At 53.6% G+C, this 18,436-nt stretch carries 16 protein-coding genes; all 16 read left to right on the forward strand.

All coding sequences use genetic code 11. From position 1 onward, the window contains the following. The first annotated feature begins 44 nt into the window (after positions 1–44). The 16 genes from epsE (at position 45) to RF819_RS14340 (ending at position 18,270) form a co-directional block, all read left to right on the forward strand. Positions 45–887, forward strand: a complete 843-nt coding sequence (gene epsE, locus RF819_RS14265) for a polysaccharide export protein EpsE (protein ID WP_078365588.1) — start codon at positions 45–47, stop codon at positions 885–887. A 2-nt stretch (positions 888–889) separates the two neighbouring features. After that, a complete protein-coding gene (gene epsF, locus RF819_RS14270) occupies positions 890–2,239 on the forward strand; it encodes a chain length determinant protein EpsF (protein WP_078365589.1) in 1,350 nt (449 codons plus the stop codon). After that, entirely contained in the window at positions 2,236–3,123 is an 888-nt protein-coding gene (epsG, locus tag RF819_RS14275; RefSeq protein WP_078365590.1) for a chain length determinant protein tyrosine kinase EpsG, read from the forward strand. The genes epsF and epsG overlap by 4 nt, the downstream gene beginning before the upstream one ends. Positions 3,124–3,133: 10 nt before the next feature. Then, positions 3,134–4,033 (forward strand): exosortase B, encoded by a 900-nt coding sequence (xrtB, locus tag RF819_RS14280; RefSeq protein WP_078366961.1) that lies wholly within the window; start codon positions 3,134–3,136, stop codon positions 4,031–4,033. Positions 4,034–4,096: 63 nt separating this feature from the next. Then, a complete protein-coding gene (epsI, locus tag RF819_RS14285; RefSeq protein ID WP_078365591.1) occupies positions 4,097–4,795 on the forward strand; it encodes an exosortase-associated protein EpsI, B-type in 699 nt (232 codons plus the stop codon). Between the two features lie 11 nt (positions 4,796–4,806). After that, positions 4,807–5,922 carry a GDP-mannose 4,6-dehydratase gene (gene gmd / locus RF819_RS14290; protein ID WP_078365592.1) on the forward strand — a complete coding sequence of 372 codons (1,116 nt, stop codon included), beginning with the start codon at positions 4,807–4,809 and terminating at the stop codon, positions 5,920–5,922. Between the two features lie 12 nt (positions 5,923–5,934). Continuing rightward, entirely contained in the window at positions 5,935–6,918 is a 984-nt protein-coding gene (locus RF819_RS14295) for a GDP-L-fucose synthase family protein (protein ID WP_078365593.1), read from the forward strand. Between the two features lie 44 nt (positions 6,919–6,962). Then, positions 6,963–8,117, forward strand: a complete 1,155-nt coding sequence (locus tag RF819_RS14300) for a glycosyltransferase family 4 protein (RefSeq protein ID WP_078365594.1) — start codon at positions 6,963–6,965, stop codon at positions 8,115–8,117. Then, positions 8,111–9,619 carry an oligosaccharide flippase family protein gene (locus tag RF819_RS14305; RefSeq protein WP_078365595.1) on the forward strand — a complete coding sequence of 503 codons (1,509 nt, stop codon included), beginning with the start codon at positions 8,111–8,113 and terminating at the stop codon, positions 9,617–9,619. Before RF819_RS14300 ends, RF819_RS14305 begins: the two co-directional genes overlap by 7 nt. A gap of 122 nt (positions 9,620–9,741) precedes the next feature. Then, on the forward strand, positions 9,742–11,025 hold the full coding sequence (locus tag RF819_RS14310) for an O-antigen ligase family protein (RefSeq protein WP_158081290.1): 1,284 nt from the start codon (positions 9,742–9,744) through the stop codon (positions 11,023–11,025). After that, complete coding sequence (locus tag RF819_RS14315) at positions 11,000–11,767, forward strand: glycosyltransferase (RefSeq protein WP_078365597.1); 768 nt, start codon at positions 11,000–11,002, stop codon at positions 11,765–11,767. Before RF819_RS14310 ends, RF819_RS14315 begins: the two co-directional genes overlap by 26 nt. 1 nt (position 11,768) lies before the next feature. Further along, positions 11,769–12,920 carry a glycosyltransferase gene (locus RF819_RS14320; RefSeq protein ID WP_078365598.1) on the forward strand — a complete coding sequence of 384 codons (1,152 nt, stop codon included), beginning with the start codon at positions 11,769–11,771 and terminating at the stop codon, positions 12,918–12,920. Next, complete coding sequence (locus RF819_RS14325; RefSeq protein ID WP_078365599.1) at positions 12,917–14,917, forward strand: right-handed parallel beta-helix repeat-containing protein; 2,001 nt, start codon at positions 12,917–12,919, stop codon at positions 14,915–14,917. Before RF819_RS14320 ends, RF819_RS14325 begins: the two co-directional genes overlap by 4 nt. 258 nt (positions 14,918–15,175) lie before the next feature. Beyond that, positions 15,176–16,093, forward strand: coding sequence for a glycosyltransferase family 4 protein (locus RF819_RS14330; RefSeq protein WP_158081291.1), 918 nt, complete (start codon positions 15,176–15,178; stop codon positions 16,091–16,093). Continuing rightward, entirely contained in the window at positions 16,086–16,844 is a 759-nt protein-coding gene (locus RF819_RS14335; protein ID WP_078365601.1) for a WecB/TagA/CpsF family glycosyltransferase, read from the forward strand. The genes RF819_RS14330 and RF819_RS14335 overlap by 8 nt, the downstream gene beginning before the upstream one ends. Positions 16,845–16,947: 103 nt before the next feature. Continuing rightward, positions 16,948–18,270: a UDP-glucose dehydrogenase family protein gene (locus RF819_RS14340; protein ID WP_078365602.1), complete on the forward strand. Its 1,323-nt coding sequence runs from the start codon at positions 16,948–16,950 to the stop codon at positions 18,268–18,270. Positions 18,271–18,436: the final 166 nt, after the last annotated feature.

The raw sequence follows: 18,436 nt of genomic DNA on the forward strand, positions 1-18,436 counted from the left end.
ACAACTGCATCACCACCCCCATTGACCTCACCCTACCGCCACCCATGTCCAATCGACTCTCCCGCCTGACCCCTGTTTTGCTGGCCACCTTGCTTGCGCTGGGCGGCATTTGCCCGCTGGCCCAGGCCCAGCCAGCCGCCGCGCCCAGCAGCCAAACCAAGCCCGACTACCCGCTGGGCGCCGGTGACGCGATCAAGATCCAGGTCTTTCAAAACCCCGACCTCACCATCGAGACCCGCGTCTCTGAAAACGGCTCCATCACCTACCCGCTGATTGGTGCGGTGCAGCTCGGTGGCCTGGGCATTGCCGCCGCCGAGAAGAAGATTGCCGACGCCTTGCAAACGGGCGGCTTCATCAAAGCGCCCCAAGTCAACATCGTGCTGCTGCAGATTCGTGGCAACCAGGTGTCGGTGCTGGGCCAGGTCAACCGCCCCGGGCGTTTTCCGCTGGAGACTGCCAACACCCGCCTGAGCGACATGCTCGCCAACGCCGGTGGTGCCACCGCCACCGGTGACGACGTGGCCATTGTGGTGGGCGTGCGCAACGGCCAGACATTCCGCAAACAGATCGACATTGCCTCCATCTTCCTGGCCGAAAAACTGCAGGACGACATCGTGCTGCAAGGTGGTGACAGCATCTACGTGCACCGCGCCCCGGTGTTCTACATCTACGGTGAGGCCCAGCGCCCCGGCTCGTTTCGTATCGAGCGCGGCATGACCGTGATGCAGGCGCTGGCCCTGGGTGGCGGCCCCACCGTGCGTGGCTCCGAAAAACGCCTGCGCCTGCACCGCAAGGCCGCAGACGGCAGCATTGAGCAAATCAGCCCCAACCTGACCGACCCGGTGTTGCCCAACGACGTGATTTACGTGAACGAAAGCCTGTTCTGACCATGACACTCCAACAATTCCTGCTCATCCTTCGGGCCCGCTACAAAGCCGCGCTGCTGGTGTTTCTGATCACCGTGGCCACCACGGTGGTGGTCAGCCTGCTGCTGCCCAAGCAATACACCGCCAGCGCCACCGTGGTGGTCGACGTCAAGTCCCCCGACCCGGTCACCGGCCAGATGCTGCAAGGCATGATGGCCCCGGGCTACATGGCCACACAAATCGACATCATCAACAGCGACCGCGTGGCCAAAGACGTGATCAAGCTGCTCAAGCTCGACAGCAATGCCGTGGTGCAACAGCAGTGGCGCGACGACACGGATGGCAAAGGCCAGCTCATCGACTGGCTGGCCACCCTGCTGCAAAAGAAGCTTGAGGTGAAACCCAGCCGCGAAAGCAATGTCATCAACGTCAACTTCAGCGGCACCGACCCCGACTTTGCTGCGGCTGTGGCCAACGCCTTTGCCCAGGCGTACATCAACGTCAATTTGGACCTGCGCCTTGCGCCGGCTCGTCAGTACGCTACGTTTTTTGAAGAGCAGACCAAGGCCGCCCGCACCAAGCTCGAGGCCGCCCAAAAAGCCCTGTCTGACTACCAGCAGCAAAACGGCATCACCTCGGTGGACGAGCGGGTCGACTTTGAGACTGCCAAGTTGAATGAGACCAGCAGCCAGCTCACCGGTGTTCAGGCCCTGACCACCGACAGCCAGAGCAAACGCGGCAGCGCCAAGGCCGACACCATTGCCGAGGTCATGCAAAGCCCGTTGATCAACGGCCTCAAAGCCGACATTGCCCGTCTGGAAGCCAAGCTGGTGGAGAGCAGTGGCAACCTGGGCAAAAACCACCCGCAAACCCAGCGCGCCGAGTCCGAGCTGGCCACCCTGAAAGCCCAGCTGGAGTCTGAAACCCGCAAGATCACCAGCAGCATTGAAACCACCTACCAGGTGGGCAAACAGCGCGAGGCTCAGCTCCAAGGCGCCTTGTCCAGCCAAAAAGCCCGCGTGCTGGCCCTGAACAAACAGCGCGACGAACTCAATGTGCTGCGCCGTGATGTCGAGTCTGCCCAACGCGCCTTTGAGGTGGTCAGCCAACGCGCCTCTCAAACCAACCTTGAGAGCCAAACTACCCAAACCAACATCGCTGTGCTCAACGCCGCCACCGCGCCGGCCGACCCGTCGAAGCCGAAGGTGTTTTTGAACATCCTGGTGTCCATCTTCTTGGGTACGCTGCTGGCCGTGGGCCTGGCGCTGATGCTTGAGCTGGCCAACCGCCGCGTGCGCAGCGCCGACGACCTGGCCGATGCCCTTAACCTGCCCGTGCTGGGCAGCATTGCACACACCGGAGCCGCCGCATGAACGCCGCCGACAGCATCACCACCCTGAACACACGCAGCACCCCCCGCAGCATGGGCGACATTTTGGTGGCCAGTGGCCGCCTGCGCCCGGCCGACCTGCAGCGCATTCTGGACAGCCAGGCCAAAAACAACACGCCGTTTGGCGAAACCGCCATCAGCCTGCAGCTGCTCACCAAAGACGACATCGACCAGGCCTTGAGCCAGCAGTTCAACTACGCCTACCTCAGCCCCAGCGACACCCGCCTGAGCCCCGAGCTGGTGGCCGCCTACCAACCCTTTGGTGTGGCCAGCGAAAACCTGCGCGCGGTGCGCAGCCAGCTGGTGCTGCGCTGGTTCAACGGCGACCCGGCGCGCAAGGTGCTGGCTGTGGTGAGTGCGGGGGAGGGTGAAGGCCGCAGTTTTGTCACCGCCAACCTGGCGATCGTGTTTGCCCAGCAAGGCCAGCGCACCCTGCTGATCGATGCCGACCTGCGCGCCAAACCAGAGCGTGGCCAGCAACACCTGTTCAAGCTGGAGCGTGGCCATGGCTTATCGGCCGTGCTGGCCGGGCGCGCCAGCCTGGGCGAGGCCGCGCACACGGTGCCCGGTCTTGACAGCCTGATGGTGCTGCCCGCAGGCGCCGTGCCACCCAACCCACAAGAATTGCTGGGCCAGGCCAGCTTTGGCCAGCTACTTCACAGCGCCGCCCAGCAGTTTGACGTGATCCTGATCGACACGCCCGCAGGTGGCAGCTTTGCCGACGCCGAGCTGGTGGCCGCCCGCGCCGGTGCGGCCCTGATCGTGGCGCGCAAAAACGCCACGCTGCTGCCCGCCACCACCCAGCTGGCCAAACGCCTGCAAGACGGTGGTGTGGCGCTGGTCGGCTCGGTCTTGAACGACGCCTGAGCCACGCTTGATGCGCGCGCTGATGCCCACCAACTCCACCAGTCGGCCCGAGCAGCTGGTCGCGCTGCTGGCCTGGCTGCCGGTGATGATCGGGCTGGCGGTGCTGTATGTGCCCAGCCTGTACGACCTGTTGACTGGCATCTGGGCCAGTGACGAGCAAATGCACGGCCCCATTGTGCTGGGCATCAGTGTCTGGTTGTTGTACCGCAACTGGGGGGCCATGCAGCTTGCCGCGCAGGGTCAAAAGACAAGTGCCTGGGGCTGGCCCATCTTCGTTATTGGGCTGCTGTTGTATGCGCTGGGCCGTTCACAAGACATCTTGATGTTCGAGATCGGCTCGGTGATCTGGCTGCTGGTGGGTATTGCTCTGCTAAACCTGGGCAGCAAGGCGCTCAAGGCGCAATGGTTTGCGCTGTTTTTTATGCTGTTCATGGTGCCGCTGCCTGGTGCGGTGGTTGACGCGGTGACCATGCCCATGAAAATGGCCGTGTCTTTTGTGGCGGAAAACATCCTGTACTGGGTGGGTTACCCCATATCTCGCACCGGGGTCACGCTGCAAATCGGCCAATACATGCTGTTGGTGGCCGACGCCTGCGCTGGCTTACATACCCTGCTGACGCTGGAGGCCCTGGGCCTGCTGTACTTGAACCTGGTGCGGCGCGACTCGGCCGTGCGCAACATTGGCCTGGCCATCTTGATTGTGCCGATCTCGTTCACCGCCAACGTGATCCGGGTGATGAGCCTCACACTCATCACCTACCACTGGGGCGACGCGGCGGGGCAGGGCTTTTTGCACGGCTTTGCGGGCATGGTGCTGTTTATCAGTGCGCTGCTGCTGATCATCGGGTTTGACACCGTGCTGCAAGGTTTTGAGGCCTACCGCCGCCGTGCCAAGGGGGTCAATGCATGAGCAAATGTGCCTCTGGCCCTTATTTATCAAGCGCTTGTAGCTAAACAATTCATAGCACTTGTGATGAAACTTTCAAGCAAATCCATCCTTCTGCTGGTGTTGATGCTGCTGTCTGCGGCCTTGGGCGCCGCGCTGCGGCCCACCATCAGCCTGGCTGACGAACGCGCGCCCATGGACCTTGACGCCATGGTGCCCACCAGTTTTGGCGACTGGCGCGAAGACGTCAACCGGATGGCCCAGGTGGTCAACCCCCAGCAAAAAAGTGTGATTGACCAGCTCTACAGCCAGACGCTGAGCCGCAGCTACATCAACACTCAGGGTTACCGCATCATGCTGTCAATTGCTTATGGCAAAAACCAGAGTGATGCGCTGCAATTGCACAAACCCGAAGTTTGTTACCCGGCGCAGGGCTTCATGTTGCTAAGCAAACAAGCCGGGGCGCTGGACCTGCTGGGCAAACCGATTGCCGCCACCCGCCTGGCCACCAGCCTGGGCCAGCGGCTTGAACCCATCACCTACTGGACGATGGTGGGTGACCACAACGTGACCAGCGGTATCGACAAAAAACTGACCGAAATGCGCTACGCCCTGGACAAACGTATTCCAGACGGCATGTTGGTGCGGGTGTCTTCTATCGACCCAGACACTGCACGTGCCTACGCCGTGCAAAACCAGTTTGCCAACGCCATGGTTGAAGCCATCAGCCCTGCCAACCGCACCCGGTTTGCAGGCAAGCTCAACACATTCCAACCCTTGAACTAAACCGTAAACATATGAAAAAAGTAGCACTGATCACAGGCGTAACCGGGCAAGACGGATCTTATTTGGCTGAGCTGTTGCTCCAAAAAGGATATGAAGTCCACGGCATCAAACGCCGTGCCTCCAGCTTCAACACCGACCGCATTGATCACCTGTACCAGGACCCGCATGAGTCCAACCACAGCTTTACGCTGCACTATGGCGACTTGACCGACAGCAGCAACCTGATACGCATCATTCAACAGGTGCAACCAGACGAAATCTACAACCTGGGTGCTATGAGCCACGTGGCTGTGAGCTTTGAGAGCCCCGAGTACACCGCCGATGCCGATGGCATGGGTGCACTGCGCATCTTGGAGGCCATCCGCATCCTGGGGCTGGAGAAAAAAACCCGCTTTTACCAAGCCAGTACCAGTGAGCTGTATGGCCTGGTGCAGGAAATTCCGCAAAAGGAAACCACCCCGTTTTACCCACGCAGCCCCTATGCCGTGGCCAAGATGTATGCCTACTGGATCACGGTGAACTACCGCGAGGCCTATGGCATTTATGCGTGCAACGGCATCTTGTTCAACCACGAAAGCCCGCTGCGTGGTGAAACATTCGTTACCCGCAAGATCACCCGCGCCATCAGCCGCATTGCGCTGGGCCTGCAAGACTGCCTGTACCTGGGCAACATGAGCGCGCTGCGCGACTGGGGCCACGCCCGCGACTATGTCGAGATGCAGTGGCTGATGCTGCAGCAAGACAAACCGGAGGACTTTGTCATTGCCACCGGCGTGCAATACAGCGTGCGCCAGTTTGTGGAGTTTGCTGCACAAGAGCTGGGCATCAGCCTGGCCTGGAGCGGCGAGGGCGCTGACGAGATTGGCACCGTGAGCGAAGTCACTGGCAAAGAAGCCAAATGCAAGGTGGGCGACGTGATCGTCAAGGTAGACCCGCGTTACTACCGCCCCACCGAGGTGGAAACCCTGCTGGGCGACCCCACCAAGGCCAAAGAAAAACTGGGCTGGGTGCCCAAAACCAGCTTGAAAGAACTGGTGGCCGAGATGGTGCAGGCCGACTTCACCAGTGCCAAGCGTGATGCGCTGGTCAAACTGGCCGGCTTCCAAACCTTTGACCACCACGAATAAGGCACAAGCGCCATGGATAAAAACGCCAAGATTTACGTTGCAGGCCACCGCGGCCTGGTGGGCGGCGCCATTGTGCGCAACCTGCAAGCCGCTGGCTACACCAACTTGCTGCTGCGCACCCATGCCGAGCTGGACCTGACCAACCAGGCCGCCACCGCGGCCTTTTTTGAAGCAGAGAAGCCAGACTACGTGTTTTTGGCTGCCGCCAAAGTGGGCGGCATTCTGGCCAACAACATCTACCCGGCCGAGTTCATCCGCGACAACCTGGCGATACAAAGCAACATCATCCACGCCGCGTATGTGAACCAGGTCAAGCGCCTGCTGTTTTTGGGCTCCAGCTGCATCTACCCCAAGCTGGCACCCCAGCCCATGAAAGAAGAACACTTGTTGACCGGCCCGTTGGAGCCGACCAACCGCCCCTATGCCTTGGCCAAGATTGCAGGTGTGGAAATGTGCTGGAGCTACAACCGCCAGTACGGCACCCAATACCTGGCGGCCATGCCCACCAACCTGTATGGCCCCGGTGACAACTACCACCCCGACAACAGCCACGTTATTCCCGCGCTGATCCGCAAGTTTCATGAGGCCAAGGTGGCCAACGCCCCCACGGTGACGGTGTGGGGCACTGGCACACCACGGCGCGAATTTTTGTACAACGAAGACATGGCTGATGCCTGCGTCTACCTGATGAACCTGCCAGATGAGCCATACACCCGCCTGCTGGGCAGCGACGAGTCAAAAACTGGCAAATTCGAGCCACCGCTGATCAACATCGGTGTGGGTCATGACGTGACGATCAAAGAGCTGGCCGAAACCATTCAGCGTGTGGTGGGTTACACGGGTGACATCGTGTTTGATGCCAGCAAGCCGGATGGGACGCCGCGCAAGCTCATGGACGTGTCACGACTGAACGGTATTGGCTGGAGCGCGCAGACTGCTTTTGAAGCAGGACTGACCTCTGCATACATCGAATTTGCAGCTCAAGTTGAATCCTGATACATCGCCCAGCTTTCGATGATCAAGAAAGTTAGAACCAGCCAATGAAAATTGCCTTTGTATCGCAATTGGATTCAAAAAATGTCCAATCATGGTCTGGCACGCCCTTTTTCATGGTGCAAGGGCTTCGGCAGGCAGGCCACAGCGTCAAGGAAATTGGTCCCTTGCATCCGCCATTTCCTCGATTTTTCAAGCTGCTTCAAAAGGCTTATCAAGTCCTGACGGGAAAATGCTACGACTTCAGTCGTCACCCATTGCTCGCAAAAACCTTGTCCAAACAAGCTGCTGCGCAAATGGCGGGTGAGGATTTTGATGCCGTTTTGTGCCCATCCAGCCTGGTGTGCGCGGGCCTAGATACCGCTGTGCCTATAGTGACCTGGGAAGATGCCACCTTTGCAGGCATGGTGGGTTACTACCCAGGCAAATGGCAGAACTTCGCTAACGCAACCATCCGGCATGGCAACCAGATCCAACAGGCGTCACTCAGCAAGGCAGCTCTGTCGGTCTTTTCATCCGATTGGGCGGCGCAAAGTGCACTGAGCAACTACAAAGTTGAAGCAAAGAACGTTGTGGTTGTGCCGCTGGGTGCCAATCTGACCGAAGTCCCTAGCGAAGAAGAGGTGAGAGCAGCAATCCATGCACGCACCCAAGTGGGGGAATGTCGCCTTTTGTTCATTGGTGTGGAATGGCACAGAAAAGGGGGCGACTTGGTCGTGCAAACTGCCCTGGCCTTACGCGAAAAAGGGATCAACGCGACTGTAGATGTGGTGGGCTGCCAACCTGTTGGCGCCATGCCTGACTGCGTTCGGCCCCATGGGTTTGTATCAAAGTCAACAACAGAAGGACGTGAAAAACTGCGTTTGCTTTTACTCAACTCCCACTATCTCTTTGTACCGAGTATTGCTGAGTGCTATGGCCTGGTTTTTGCCGAGGCATCGGCCTTTGGTGTTCCTTCCATTGCCCGAGCAACGGGGGGCATTCCAACCGCAGTGCAGAATGGTCTCAACGGTTGGACTTTGGGTGTGGACGAGTCGGCACAAGCCTATGCAGAACTGATTGCAAGCCAGTTGGAAAGCAACGAGACCTATATAAAAACTGCGTTGCGAGCAAGGAAGTTCTATGAAGAACGACTTAACTGGCGCGTTGCAGTAGCTTCGTTGGAGTCTTTGTTGGAACCTTTGGTACCCCAGAAATGCTGATCAAGAAGCGGCTCCTGAACAATGCGGCTTTCTCGGCTCTTCAAACCGTGCTTTCAGCAGCTTTACTATTTTTTTTATATCGTTTTCTGCTGAAACAGTTAGGAGCGGAACAACTAGGTATTTGGGCCATCGTTCTGGCTAGTACATCCGTGGGACGGCTAACCGACATGGGACTTGCGGGTGCTATTGTCAAGTTCGTGGCTAATAGCAATGCAGAAGGTCAACTGGAGAAATCTGCGCGACTGGTTCAAACCGCTGCATTAACCATCAGCGCCGCACTTTTAACGCTGGCATTGCTGGCATTGCCTGTATTGCACTTATTGCTGCAATGGGTCTTGCCACCGACTGCGATTTCACCAGCGCTCGAAATACTCCCTTATGCTGTCGCATCGTTATTATTTGCGATGATTTCAGGTATTTTTCAATCGGGAATAGATGCCTGCCACCGGATGGATGTGAAAAACATTGTTCTGGTTAGTTGTAATCTTCTTTATATTGTTATCACTGTTATTCTGGTTCCTAAGTTTGGACTTTTAGGTATAGCTATTGCACAAACAATACAAAGTCTGACTTTGGTTTGCAGCACTTGGATAATCTTGCGAAGATTTATACCAACACTGCCACTCATTCCATGCCGTTGGTACAAAACTGACTTTAGGGAAATGCTTGGGTATGCCACAAACTTTCAGATTGGTATGCTGGCAGGTATGTTCTTTGACCCAGTTACCAAGTTCTTGCTTGCTAAGTATGGTGGTTTGTCACAAACAGCTTTCTACGAAATGGCAAATCAGTTGCTCCAAAAGGCACGATCGGTCATTGTTTCTGCACAGCAAGCACTTGTTCCAGAAATAGCTGGTGGAAACTTTGCTGATAAAGATGATCTGCTTGCACTCTACAAGAAGGCGTATGGATTCTCCTTTTTACTGGTGCTTCCATATTACATTGGTATTATATTGTCGCTGCCACTCATTTCTTTTTTGTGGATTGGTCATTATGAATCATATTTTGTTGTGTATGGTGCGATTGTCTCTTTTGGTTGGCTGGCAACGAATTTGAGTGCTGTGCCATATTTTTTTAATATTGGAACAGGCGCACTAACTTGGAATACGATTAATCATGTTTTTAATGGGCTTATTAATCTTGTCTTAGGATCTATTCTTGGTTATTATTTTTCTGGGGTTGGTGTGATATTGGCTGCCTCTTGCGCATTAATAATGCCTAATATAATGCTGATACAAATTGTAAATCGGCGATTGGGTTTTGGGGTGATGGATATTGTTCCGTGTGGTCAGCGTGTTTATTTGTTATTGATTGTGCTTGGTGCTGCCATTTCAATACTCGGTGGTGTGTTTTTAAATCGATATGCTTCGATGGATATGGTGGCGGCACTTATTATGCCTGGCATTTTTTTGGCGATCACTTTATTGGCATTGAAATTTAATTCAATGGGAAAAGCTGTTGTTTTAAAAATTTTCAAGAAAAACATCAATAACGATATTTGATATCAAATTAATTCAAATTAATGTCAGAGTGAATATGTGTAATGCTTAAGTATCTAGTTCTGATTGTTTTTATTGGTATTTTTGCGATCTTGATAAGGCGAGATCGCGTTTATATCATTCCAATGATTTTAATCATCTACTCCAATATTAATGGATTGTTGGGGTGGGAAGATTTTGCCATGCAAGGTTTTATCAAGTTTCAGGATTACGGTCTTTTAATAACTTTTGCACTATTATTTTTGGGACTGTTTGCCTTGAATAAGACCGACGAAGGTTATGAATCTGTTGTAAGAAAAATGCCTCTATACAATATGATCAATATTTATTGGGCATATTATTTTGCATTGTTTATATTTTCTATTTTTGCCATGGGCAGTGTAATATGGCCTGTAAAAATGGGGCGTGTATTTTTTTATGGAATTATCTTTTACCTTGTATATCGGGAGTTGCGATCTGATCCTATTGTTAGATTTGAAAAGATTTTAAATTGTTTGATGTATGCAACGATTTTATTTGGTTTATGCTATATCGCTTACAACACATTAGGCTTGGATATATATCCCAAAGGGGCCTATGAGTCTTTGGAGATTGGTGGTGCTGCAGATGACGTGAAGCGAAACTTCTCGGGTTTTCCGATGTTTGCGTATTACTTCATTTTTGTTTTTACAAATCGTCTTATTGAAGGTATTGGCAACAAATTCATCAACGCCGCTGGTTTGGCCACACTTATGCTTTGTGTGCTTCTGATGTTGACGCGTGGCACCTTGATTCTCACCGTTTTGATGGTCATTTTTTTGGTGATGTACCGTAGGCCAACTTTGAAGAATATCAAGAGATTGGGTTTACTGATTGTCTTGCTCGCAATCGTCATAGTTCTAATTCCCTATGTGGCAGAAGGTCACTATCTGGCAATGGTTCGTCGATTTGAGGAGTTTTCTGGAACTGGCCTCACTGGAGCTAGAAATTTTGATGTTCGGACGCGCGAGTTTTCACAGATTCTCAAGAATGTACTTGATTTTGATCCGCTGTTCGGTTTTGGATTTACTCTAGCAAGTGCGTTTGGTTATACCTCGTTCCAGTATCACGGCGGATCTGCGGATAATGGTTATTCAAACTTACTTGGCGTAACAGGATTTGTAGGTTTGGGCATATTTTTGATGGTCATTACGACTTGGTTTATTGTAAATATCAGGCTTCAAGCATTGAAGGTTGAGGAGTTTTCAAAGGTCAATTTTGTTTTCATCATATTTATGCTTGGGGCGTTCATGAACGGTGCGAGTATGAGTTATATGCATACATATGTTTTGTTTATGACGTATGATCTTTTAGCGTATTCGTTTTATATGCATAAAAGCAAGATTAATTCGACTTTATCCTTTAATGCAAATTCTTCGAATTTTGCTTGAAAACTACGCGCAGATTAAATATATATATATGCTTATTTCAGTCATAACTGCTACTTTTAATTCAAAGGAATTTATACATATCCTTGCAAATAGTTTGCAGTCTCAGTCGGATCATGATTTTGAATGGGTGGTTGCTGATGGGGGGTCTTCAGATGGAACCATTGAAGTGCTCAAAGATTACCCACAATTGAACATACAGATAGTTCAAAGGAGTGACTTTGGCATCTATGACGCAATTAACGGCGCGATCAAGAAGTGCAAGGGTATGTACTATGTGGTGGCCGGATCAGATGACTACTTCTATCCTGATGCAATTGCAAACTTCAAGCGGGAAATCTCTTCTAGTCATGCGGATATGGTGACCTCACGCCTCAAATTTTGTGGCGTAGAGCGGGGCGTCTTGGGCGGCAATCCTGCTGTCAATCGCCAGTTTGCGTTTGTATCTGGTCATGCTGTCTCTACTGCTTTCCGCACTGCATTGCATGAGAAGTTTGGTTATTACTCCAACAAGTTTCCCATTGCTGCAGATCAAGACTTTATTCTTAAGGTGGCTCATTCGGGTGCCTCCATTCACCGCGCAGACTTTGTTTCTGGTTCTTTTGAACCGGGTGGTGTTAGTGGTCGTGATTTTCTTGGCACTCTTACAGAGAGCTTCAGAATACAAGTGAAGTATCACAACAAGTTTCAGCAAATGGTTTTGTTTTTTTATAAAGTTCTTCGGTATTACCGAACTTGGAGATAAATTGAAAAAACACCTAAAAGTTGGGGTTTTTAGAACCACTTATCCTTTGCCGTCTGAGGTTTTTATTACAGAGCAGGTTAAAGCTCTGAATGGCTTTGAGCCTTTGTTTGTTTGCCGTGATTATTTTGGTAAAGCCGAAGGTTCAAAGGTCGTCTATCTTCACGAAAAGTTCTCAAAGTGGTGGTGGACATTTACTCGCTCTGCTTCCATTTTTGATTTATCTCAACTGAAGTCTTTGTCCTTGTTGCATGTTCACTTTGGTCCAGACGCGGTGATGGCCATGCCGTTGGCTAAGAAGCTGAATGTACCTATGCTGGCTACATTTCACGGCATGGATATCACACGCAATAAGTTGGATTTATTAACCAGCAAACGCCCCACCGACTTGCATTACGCAATTCATCTAAACGCATTAAAGCGGCATGGTTCTGGGTTTATTGCGGTTTCAGATTTTGTAAAAAATCTTCTGCTGAAAGCAGGTTTTTCCAAAGACAAGATTCGCCGCATCTATATCGGGGTTGACACTTCTCGTTTCTGCCCAGTACCAAAAATTTCGCATCAGCGTTACATTCTTTCTGTAGGCAGACACACGCCTGTGAAGGGACTTGTAACCTTGTTAAAAGCTTGGGGACGTATTGAAAAGCAGTACCCAGATGTGAAGTTGCTGCAGATTGGCTCTGGGCCACAAACTGCCGAACTTGTCCAACTTATTGGCGAATTGGCAATTGCGGGACGGGTCGAACTGTTGGGTAGAAAATCTTCAGAAGAAGTGCGCTCCTATATGCAACAAGCAGATATCTTTGCACTACCGAGTCAGACAGCACCCAATGGTGCCTCAGAGGCACTTGGCATAGTATTTAATGAAGCATCAGCCTGTGGCATACCCATTGTGTCGACCTTGCATGGCGGTATACCTGAAGCCGTGTTGGATGGCGAAACTGGCTTGCTTGTACCAGAAGGTGATGACGTTGCGCTGGCACGTGCACTGGTAACTCTGTTGAGTAACGCAGATCTTCGTGCGCAGATGGGCAAACGTGGCCGCGAGTTTGTTTTGGAATCATTTGATATTGCGAAACAAACCAAGATATTGGAATCGTTTTATGGCGATGTCATCACAAAACATACGGCGTCAGCCGGTAGGCAATCAGCATGAGTTGCTCACCCTCTGTCTGCTTGCAGGGGCTGGCGCTTTCCTTGTCGCTTGTTGCCACAGGCTGTTTGGGTTCGGACCTGAAGATCGCCGTTTTCCTCCCTTCTGCGTTGGCTTCCTCCTCACTGCCGTCATGTGATGTAAATGCTGTGCAAGCCTGCAAGACCACGCTGGCTGACGCTATTCAAGTCATCAAAACTTCGCAGTGGCAGAACGCACTTGTTGGCCGCTATTCAAAAGTACGGTTGGACATTGCGCCTGGTGTCTACCGCTTGAGTACAGCACTGGATTTGCAGTGGGGTAAAGGACCAACTCATGGCATTCCGCTAGAAATCCAGGGCTCCGCCCGGAGCACGGTCATTAGCGGTGCAACCCCCCTTGATAACTGGGCCGCTGCCACTGTGGGCAATACCCCTGCTCGCGTGCCCGAATCCATACGTAGCAGGTTGAAAGTCGCAGATATTTCTGCACTCGATTTGCCGCTTCAAATCATTCCACATGCTTGGGGTTATGGTCTACCTATCCGACCAGTGTTAACGGAACTGTTCGTGTCTGGCTCGGCTCAGCCGCTCGCAGGATGGCCCAACGCAGGATATGGCAAGCTGGCTCGCCCTGGCGGTTTGGCTCCTGAAGACAAAAAGACATTTTCAATCGAAGGACGAAACGTTAGCGACTGGTTGGCTGAACCTAGCCTGCAGATTCATGCGTTCTGGGGCAACAACTGGTCAGCACAAAGTTACCTGGTTTCTTCCAAAGACCCGAGCACCAATACCTTGACTTTGCTCGGCAATGGATCGCCGTATGGCATTTTGTCAGGCCAACGCGCTCGTGTTGAAAATGCCTTGGTCGAACTGGACTCACCCGGCGAATGGTATGTGGATCGAGGCGCGGCCAAGTTGTTTTATTTGCCGGGTAGCAGCTTCACAGGGAAGGACACCGAACTCTCTATTGCCGCGCAGCTTTTGAACATCAGAGACTCAGAGCAGGTTACTGTGAAAGGCCTGATTTTTGAAAAAACCACTGGTGATGCGGTGCATGTATCGAGGAGCAGCGGCATTGTTTTTGCCGACCTTGTTATACGGCTCACGGGAAACCGAGGACTAGTGATAGCTGATTCAGCTGACTCCGGCATTCGCAACAGCTTGATTGAAGACAACGGCGAAGGTGGCGTCTATTTGTCTGGTGGCAACCGCACTACATTGCGTGCGGCCGGCAATTTTGTCGACGCCTGCATCATCCGGCGTTACAGCCGTTTGGTGAAGACGTATCGCTACGCCGTAGAGTTCGATGGCGTTGGGCAGCGCGTCAAGGGCAGCACCATTTCTGATGCACCTCATGCAGCCATCTTCTTCAAAGGCAATGACCATGTCATCTCAAACAATGAGATATTCAACGTGGTTCGAGAAACTGGCGACTCGGGCGCGATCTATGTAGGCAGGGACTACACGGTGCAAGGCACTGTCATAGAAAACAACTTCTTGCATGACATCACAGCGCAGTCCAAAGAGTTGGACGTCAAAGGTGTTTATGTTGATGACCAGGCGTCTGGCATCACGATTCGAGGGAACATCTTTGCTCGCGTGCAACAACCTGTCTTTTTGGGTGGCGGTCGAGATAACGTTGTTGAGAAGAATCTATTCTTCCAAAGCTCACCAGCCTTGCATCTGGACGCTAGGGGGCTTACCTCTCAGCGTCCAGCTACCTTAGATCCAAATGGAACACTGCAACGTGGTCTTGATGCAGTACCTTACCGAGATTCTGTCTACAAAATGCGCTTCCCCAATCTGGCCAAAATACGCGAAGATGATTTAGGCGCTCCTAAATATAACGTGTTTCGAAACAACACCATTATTGAAGGTCAAATGGCAAATGTGCTAGTGAGTGCTCGCTCAGGTATAGAAATATTAAACAATAAAGAGGTAGGTGTTAGTATTTTTGAGAAAAGTATGCCGGATTATTTGCGAGTTACTCGCGAAGATTTTCGAACTAAAGAATATTGAATATCAATTTCAAGGTGATTTTCTCTCCTTCATTCAGAATTCAAGATGAAAAAAGTCGTTTTATTCCAATATCGGTTACTTCACTACCGAACCAAGCTATTTGAGTTATTGCGCAGTGCATGTGCATCAAGGGGGGTGCAGCTTGAACTGGTACATGGGCAAGCTTCTCGCCGAGAGTCGGTCAAAAAGGACGAGGGTTCGCTCCCTTGGGCACAGAAGGTAACCAACATCTTTTGGGAGGTTGGGTCGCGTGACTTGGTGTGGCAACCCTTCCCCTCAAAGCTCAAAGATGCCGATCTGGTCGTCGTGATGCAAGAAAACCGCATCTTGTCCAACTACCCGCTGCTTATTAGCCGCTTGTGGTCTGCGCGCAAAGTGGCTTACTGGGGACATGGCAAAAACTTTCAGAGTGATGCGCCCACCGGTCTGCGTGAGCAGTGGAAGAACTTTTTGCTGCGGCGTGTGGACTGGTGGTTTGCCTATACCGGCATGACGGTCGACATTCTGACCAAGGCGGGTTATCCCGCGGCCCAGATCACTTGCCTGGACAACGCCATTGATACAAGCAGTTTCAAGGCTGATTTGGCGTCGTGGTCAGCAGACGACGTGTTGGCGGCCAAAAGCCAGCTGGGTATAGACGCTGATGCGGCTGTGGGGGTGTTTTGCGGTTCGTTGTACCCAGACAAGAAGCTGGACTTGTTGGTGGCCTCGGCGGATGTGATTCGCCAGCACATGCCCAATTTTGCTTTGGTGGTCATTGGTGATGGCCCGTCCATGCCAGAGATGAAGGCCGCCGCCGCTACCCGGCCGTGGATGCATTTGCTGGGGGTGCGCAAGGGGCGCGAAAAGGCCTTGTATTTCCGCATGGGTGACGTGATGCTGAACCCCGGCTTGGTGGGTTTGCACATCGTGGATGCTTTTTGTGCGGGCATGGTGATGATGACCACGCGTACAGCACGGCATTCACCTGAGGTGGCTTACCTGCGTGATGGCGAAAACGGTGTGTACAGCGACGACACGCCGCAAGCCTATGGCCAGGCTGTGCTGGATGTGATTCAAAACACGGGCCGTTTGGCACGCATGAAAGCCAGCGCCTTGGCCGACAGCGAGCACTACACGCTGGAGAACATGGTGCAACGGTTTGCCGATGGCATTGAGGCAGCTGTCCATGGCTAGGTTAGGGCACAAGGTGTTGAGCGCCTTTATTGATGCGGTGGATTGGTCCACGGCGCTGTCTCGCATCGGCACCTGGGCGGCCCAGAACCAGAGCCGTTATGTCTGCATCTGCAACGCCCATTCGGTGGTCACGGCGGGGCAAGACCCGGCTTTTGGCACGGTGGTGGCGCAGGCGGACATGGCCACGCCAGACGGTGCGCCAGTGGCCTGGATGATGCGCAAGCTGGGTTTTCCGAACCAGCAGCGTATCAACGGGCCAGACCTGATGTGGAAATACTGCGCCCAGGCGGCGCAGCGCAACGAGTCAATCTACCTGTACGGCGGTGCTGAAGACACGCTCACCATTCTGCAAGCCAGGTTGGCACAGGCTTTTCCAACGCTGCGGGTGGCGGGGGCGTATTCGCCACCGTTCAGGCCATTGACGGTGGCCGAAGACGCAGCGGTGGTGGAGCGTATCAACGCATCGGGCGCGGGCACGGTGTGGGTCAGCCTGGGCTGCCCCAAGCAAGAGTTGTGGATGGCGGCGCACCGGGGGCGCATCAACGCGGTGATGGTGGGGGTGGGGGCGGCGTTTGACTACCACGCAGGCACCATCCAGCGTGCGCCGCTGTGGATGCAACACGCAGGTTTGGAGTGGCTGCACCGCCTGGTGTCTGAGCCTCGCCGTTTGTGGAAGCGTTATTTGGTGACCAACACGCTGTTTGTTGCAGGTGCGGTGCGCCAGCTGCTGACACGCCGCCGTGTTGTGTAGCCGCTGTTTTGCTATTGATAGAGCAGCTATAAGCCCTTTATGTATAAGGGCTAGAGGCACATTTTGTATTTAAAACTGTGTGTATATGTAGGGGGTTAAACAGATGAAGATCACCGTGATTGGCACTGGTTATGTGGGTTTGGTGTCGGGCGCATGCCTGGCCGACATTGGCAACGATGTGTTGTGCCTGGATCTGGACCCGGCCAAGATCCAGATTCTGGAGGAGGGCGGTATCCCCATTTTTGAGCCCGGCCTGCAAGACCTGGTGCGCCGCAATGTGGCCGCTGGCCGCCTGCACTTCACCACCGACGTGGTGCGCGCCGCGCACTTTGGCACCGTGCAGTTCATCGCGGTGGGCACACCGCCCGATGAAGATGGCTCGGCCGACATGAAATATGTGATTGCCGCCGCCCGCAACATTGGCAAACACATGACCGATTACAAGGTGGTGGTAGACAAGAGCACGGTGCCGGTGGGCACCGCAGACCGGGTGAAGGCGGCCATTGCCCAAGAGCTGGCCCAGCGCGGGGCAAACATTCCGTTCAGCGTGGTGAGCAACCCCGAGTTTTTGAAAGAGGGCGCGGCCATTGAAGATTTCATGCGGCCAGACCGCATTGTGGTGGGCTGTGATGACGAGCAGGCCGCCCACAACATGCGTGCTTTGTACGCACCCCTGCAGCGCAACCACGACCGCATGATCGTGATGGACATCCGCAGTGCCGAGCTGACCAAATACGCCGCCAACGCCATGCTGGCCACCCGCATCAGTTTCATGAACGAGCTGGCCAACCTGGCCGAGAAGCTGGGTGCCGACATTGAACATGTGCGTCGGGGCATTGGCTCAGACCCGCGCATTGGCTACGACTTTTTGTACGCCGGGGCGGGTTACGGTGGCTCGTGTTTTCCGAAAGACGTGCAGGCCTTGGTCAAGACCGCGCAAGACGACGCGGGCATGTGCCTGAAGGTGTTGACCGCCGTCGAAGCCGCCAACGACGCACAAAAGCGTGTGCTGGGCCAGAAGGTGCTGGCACGTTTTGGGGCCGATTTGTCCGGCAAACACTTTGCGCTGTGGGGTCTGGCCTTCAAGGCCAACACCGACGACATGCGTAAAGCCACCAGCCGCGAGGTGATAGCCGACCTGCTGGCCGCAGGCGCCACCGTCACCGCCTACGACCCGGTGGCCATGGCCGAGGCCAAACACTGTTTCCCCAATGAGCCGCGCCTGACTTATGCCGACAGCCAGAGCGCTGCGCTGGACGGTGCCGACGCGTTGATCATCGTCACCGAGTGGCGCGAGTTCCGCAGCCCAGACTTTGACACCATCAAAGCCAAGCTCAAAACCCCGGTGATCTTCGACGGCCGCAACCTGTACGACCCGGCCCAGGTGCGGGGTATGGGCTTTGAGTATTTGGCCATTGGGCGATAGGGCACGGGGCAGATGCCTGGCAGGCCTGCCCGTTGCTGGAGTGCACCGCAGTTGTTGTGCGGTATTGCTATTTGGATGATAGCTGCAGGCCCTTTATAAATAAGGGCTATCTGCCAATTTGAACCGCTTTCCTACGTTGGCATGGTTTGCCGTGGGCCAGCGCCGG

The sequence above is a fragment of the Rhodoferax fermentans genome (genome assembly GCF_002017865.1).
Taxonomy (GTDB): Bacteria; Pseudomonadota; Gammaproteobacteria; order Burkholderiales; family Burkholderiaceae_C; genus Rhodoferax; species Rhodoferax fermentans.

What these genes read in the sequence shown, in the direction of transcription:
- epsE (WP_078365588.1), top strand. Translation starts at nt 45, where the DNA reads ATGTCCAATCGACTCTCCCGCCTGACCCCTGTTTTGCTGGCCACCTTG.
- epsF (WP_078365589.1), top strand. Translation starts at nt 890, where the DNA reads ATGACACTCCAACAATTCCTGCTCATCCTTCGGGCCCGCTACAAAGCC.
- RF819_RS14300 (WP_078365594.1), top strand. Translation starts at nt 6,963, where the DNA reads ATGAAAATTGCCTTTGTATCGCAATTGGATTCAAAAAATGTCCAATCA.
- RF819_RS14335 (WP_078365601.1), top strand. Translation starts at nt 16,086, where the DNA reads ATGGCTAGGTTAGGGCACAAGGTGTTGAGCGCCTTTATTGATGCGGTG.
- RF819_RS14310 (WP_158081290.1), top strand. Translation starts at nt 9,742, where the DNA reads ATGATTTTAATCATCTACTCCAATATTAATGGATTGTTGGGGTGGGAA.
- RF819_RS14340 (WP_078365602.1), top strand. Translation starts at nt 16,948, where the DNA reads ATGAAGATCACCGTGATTGGCACTGGTTATGTGGGTTTGGTGTCGGGC.
- epsG (WP_078365590.1), top strand. Translation starts at nt 2,236, where the DNA reads ATGAACGCCGCCGACAGCATCACCACCCTGAACACACGCAGCACCCCC.
- RF819_RS14315 (WP_078365597.1), top strand. Translation starts at nt 11,000, where the DNA reads ATGCAAATTCTTCGAATTTTGCTTGAAAACTACGCGCAGATTAAATAT.
- gmd (WP_078365592.1), top strand. Translation starts at nt 4,807, where the DNA reads ATGAAAAAAGTAGCACTGATCACAGGCGTAACCGGGCAAGACGGATCT.
- RF819_RS14305 (WP_078365595.1), top strand. Translation starts at nt 8,111, where the DNA reads ATGCTGATCAAGAAGCGGCTCCTGAACAATGCGGCTTTCTCGGCTCTT.
- epsI (WP_078365591.1), top strand. Translation starts at nt 4,097, where the DNA reads ATGAAACTTTCAAGCAAATCCATCCTTCTGCTGGTGTTGATGCTGCTG.
- xrtB (WP_078366961.1), top strand. Translation starts at nt 3,134, where the DNA reads ATGCGCGCGCTGATGCCCACCAACTCCACCAGTCGGCCCGAGCAGCTG.
- RF819_RS14325 (WP_078365599.1), top strand. Translation starts at nt 12,917, where the DNA reads ATGAGTTGCTCACCCTCTGTCTGCTTGCAGGGGCTGGCGCTTTCCTTG.
- RF819_RS14295 (WP_078365593.1), top strand. Translation starts at nt 5,935, where the DNA reads ATGGATAAAAACGCCAAGATTTACGTTGCAGGCCACCGCGGCCTGGTG.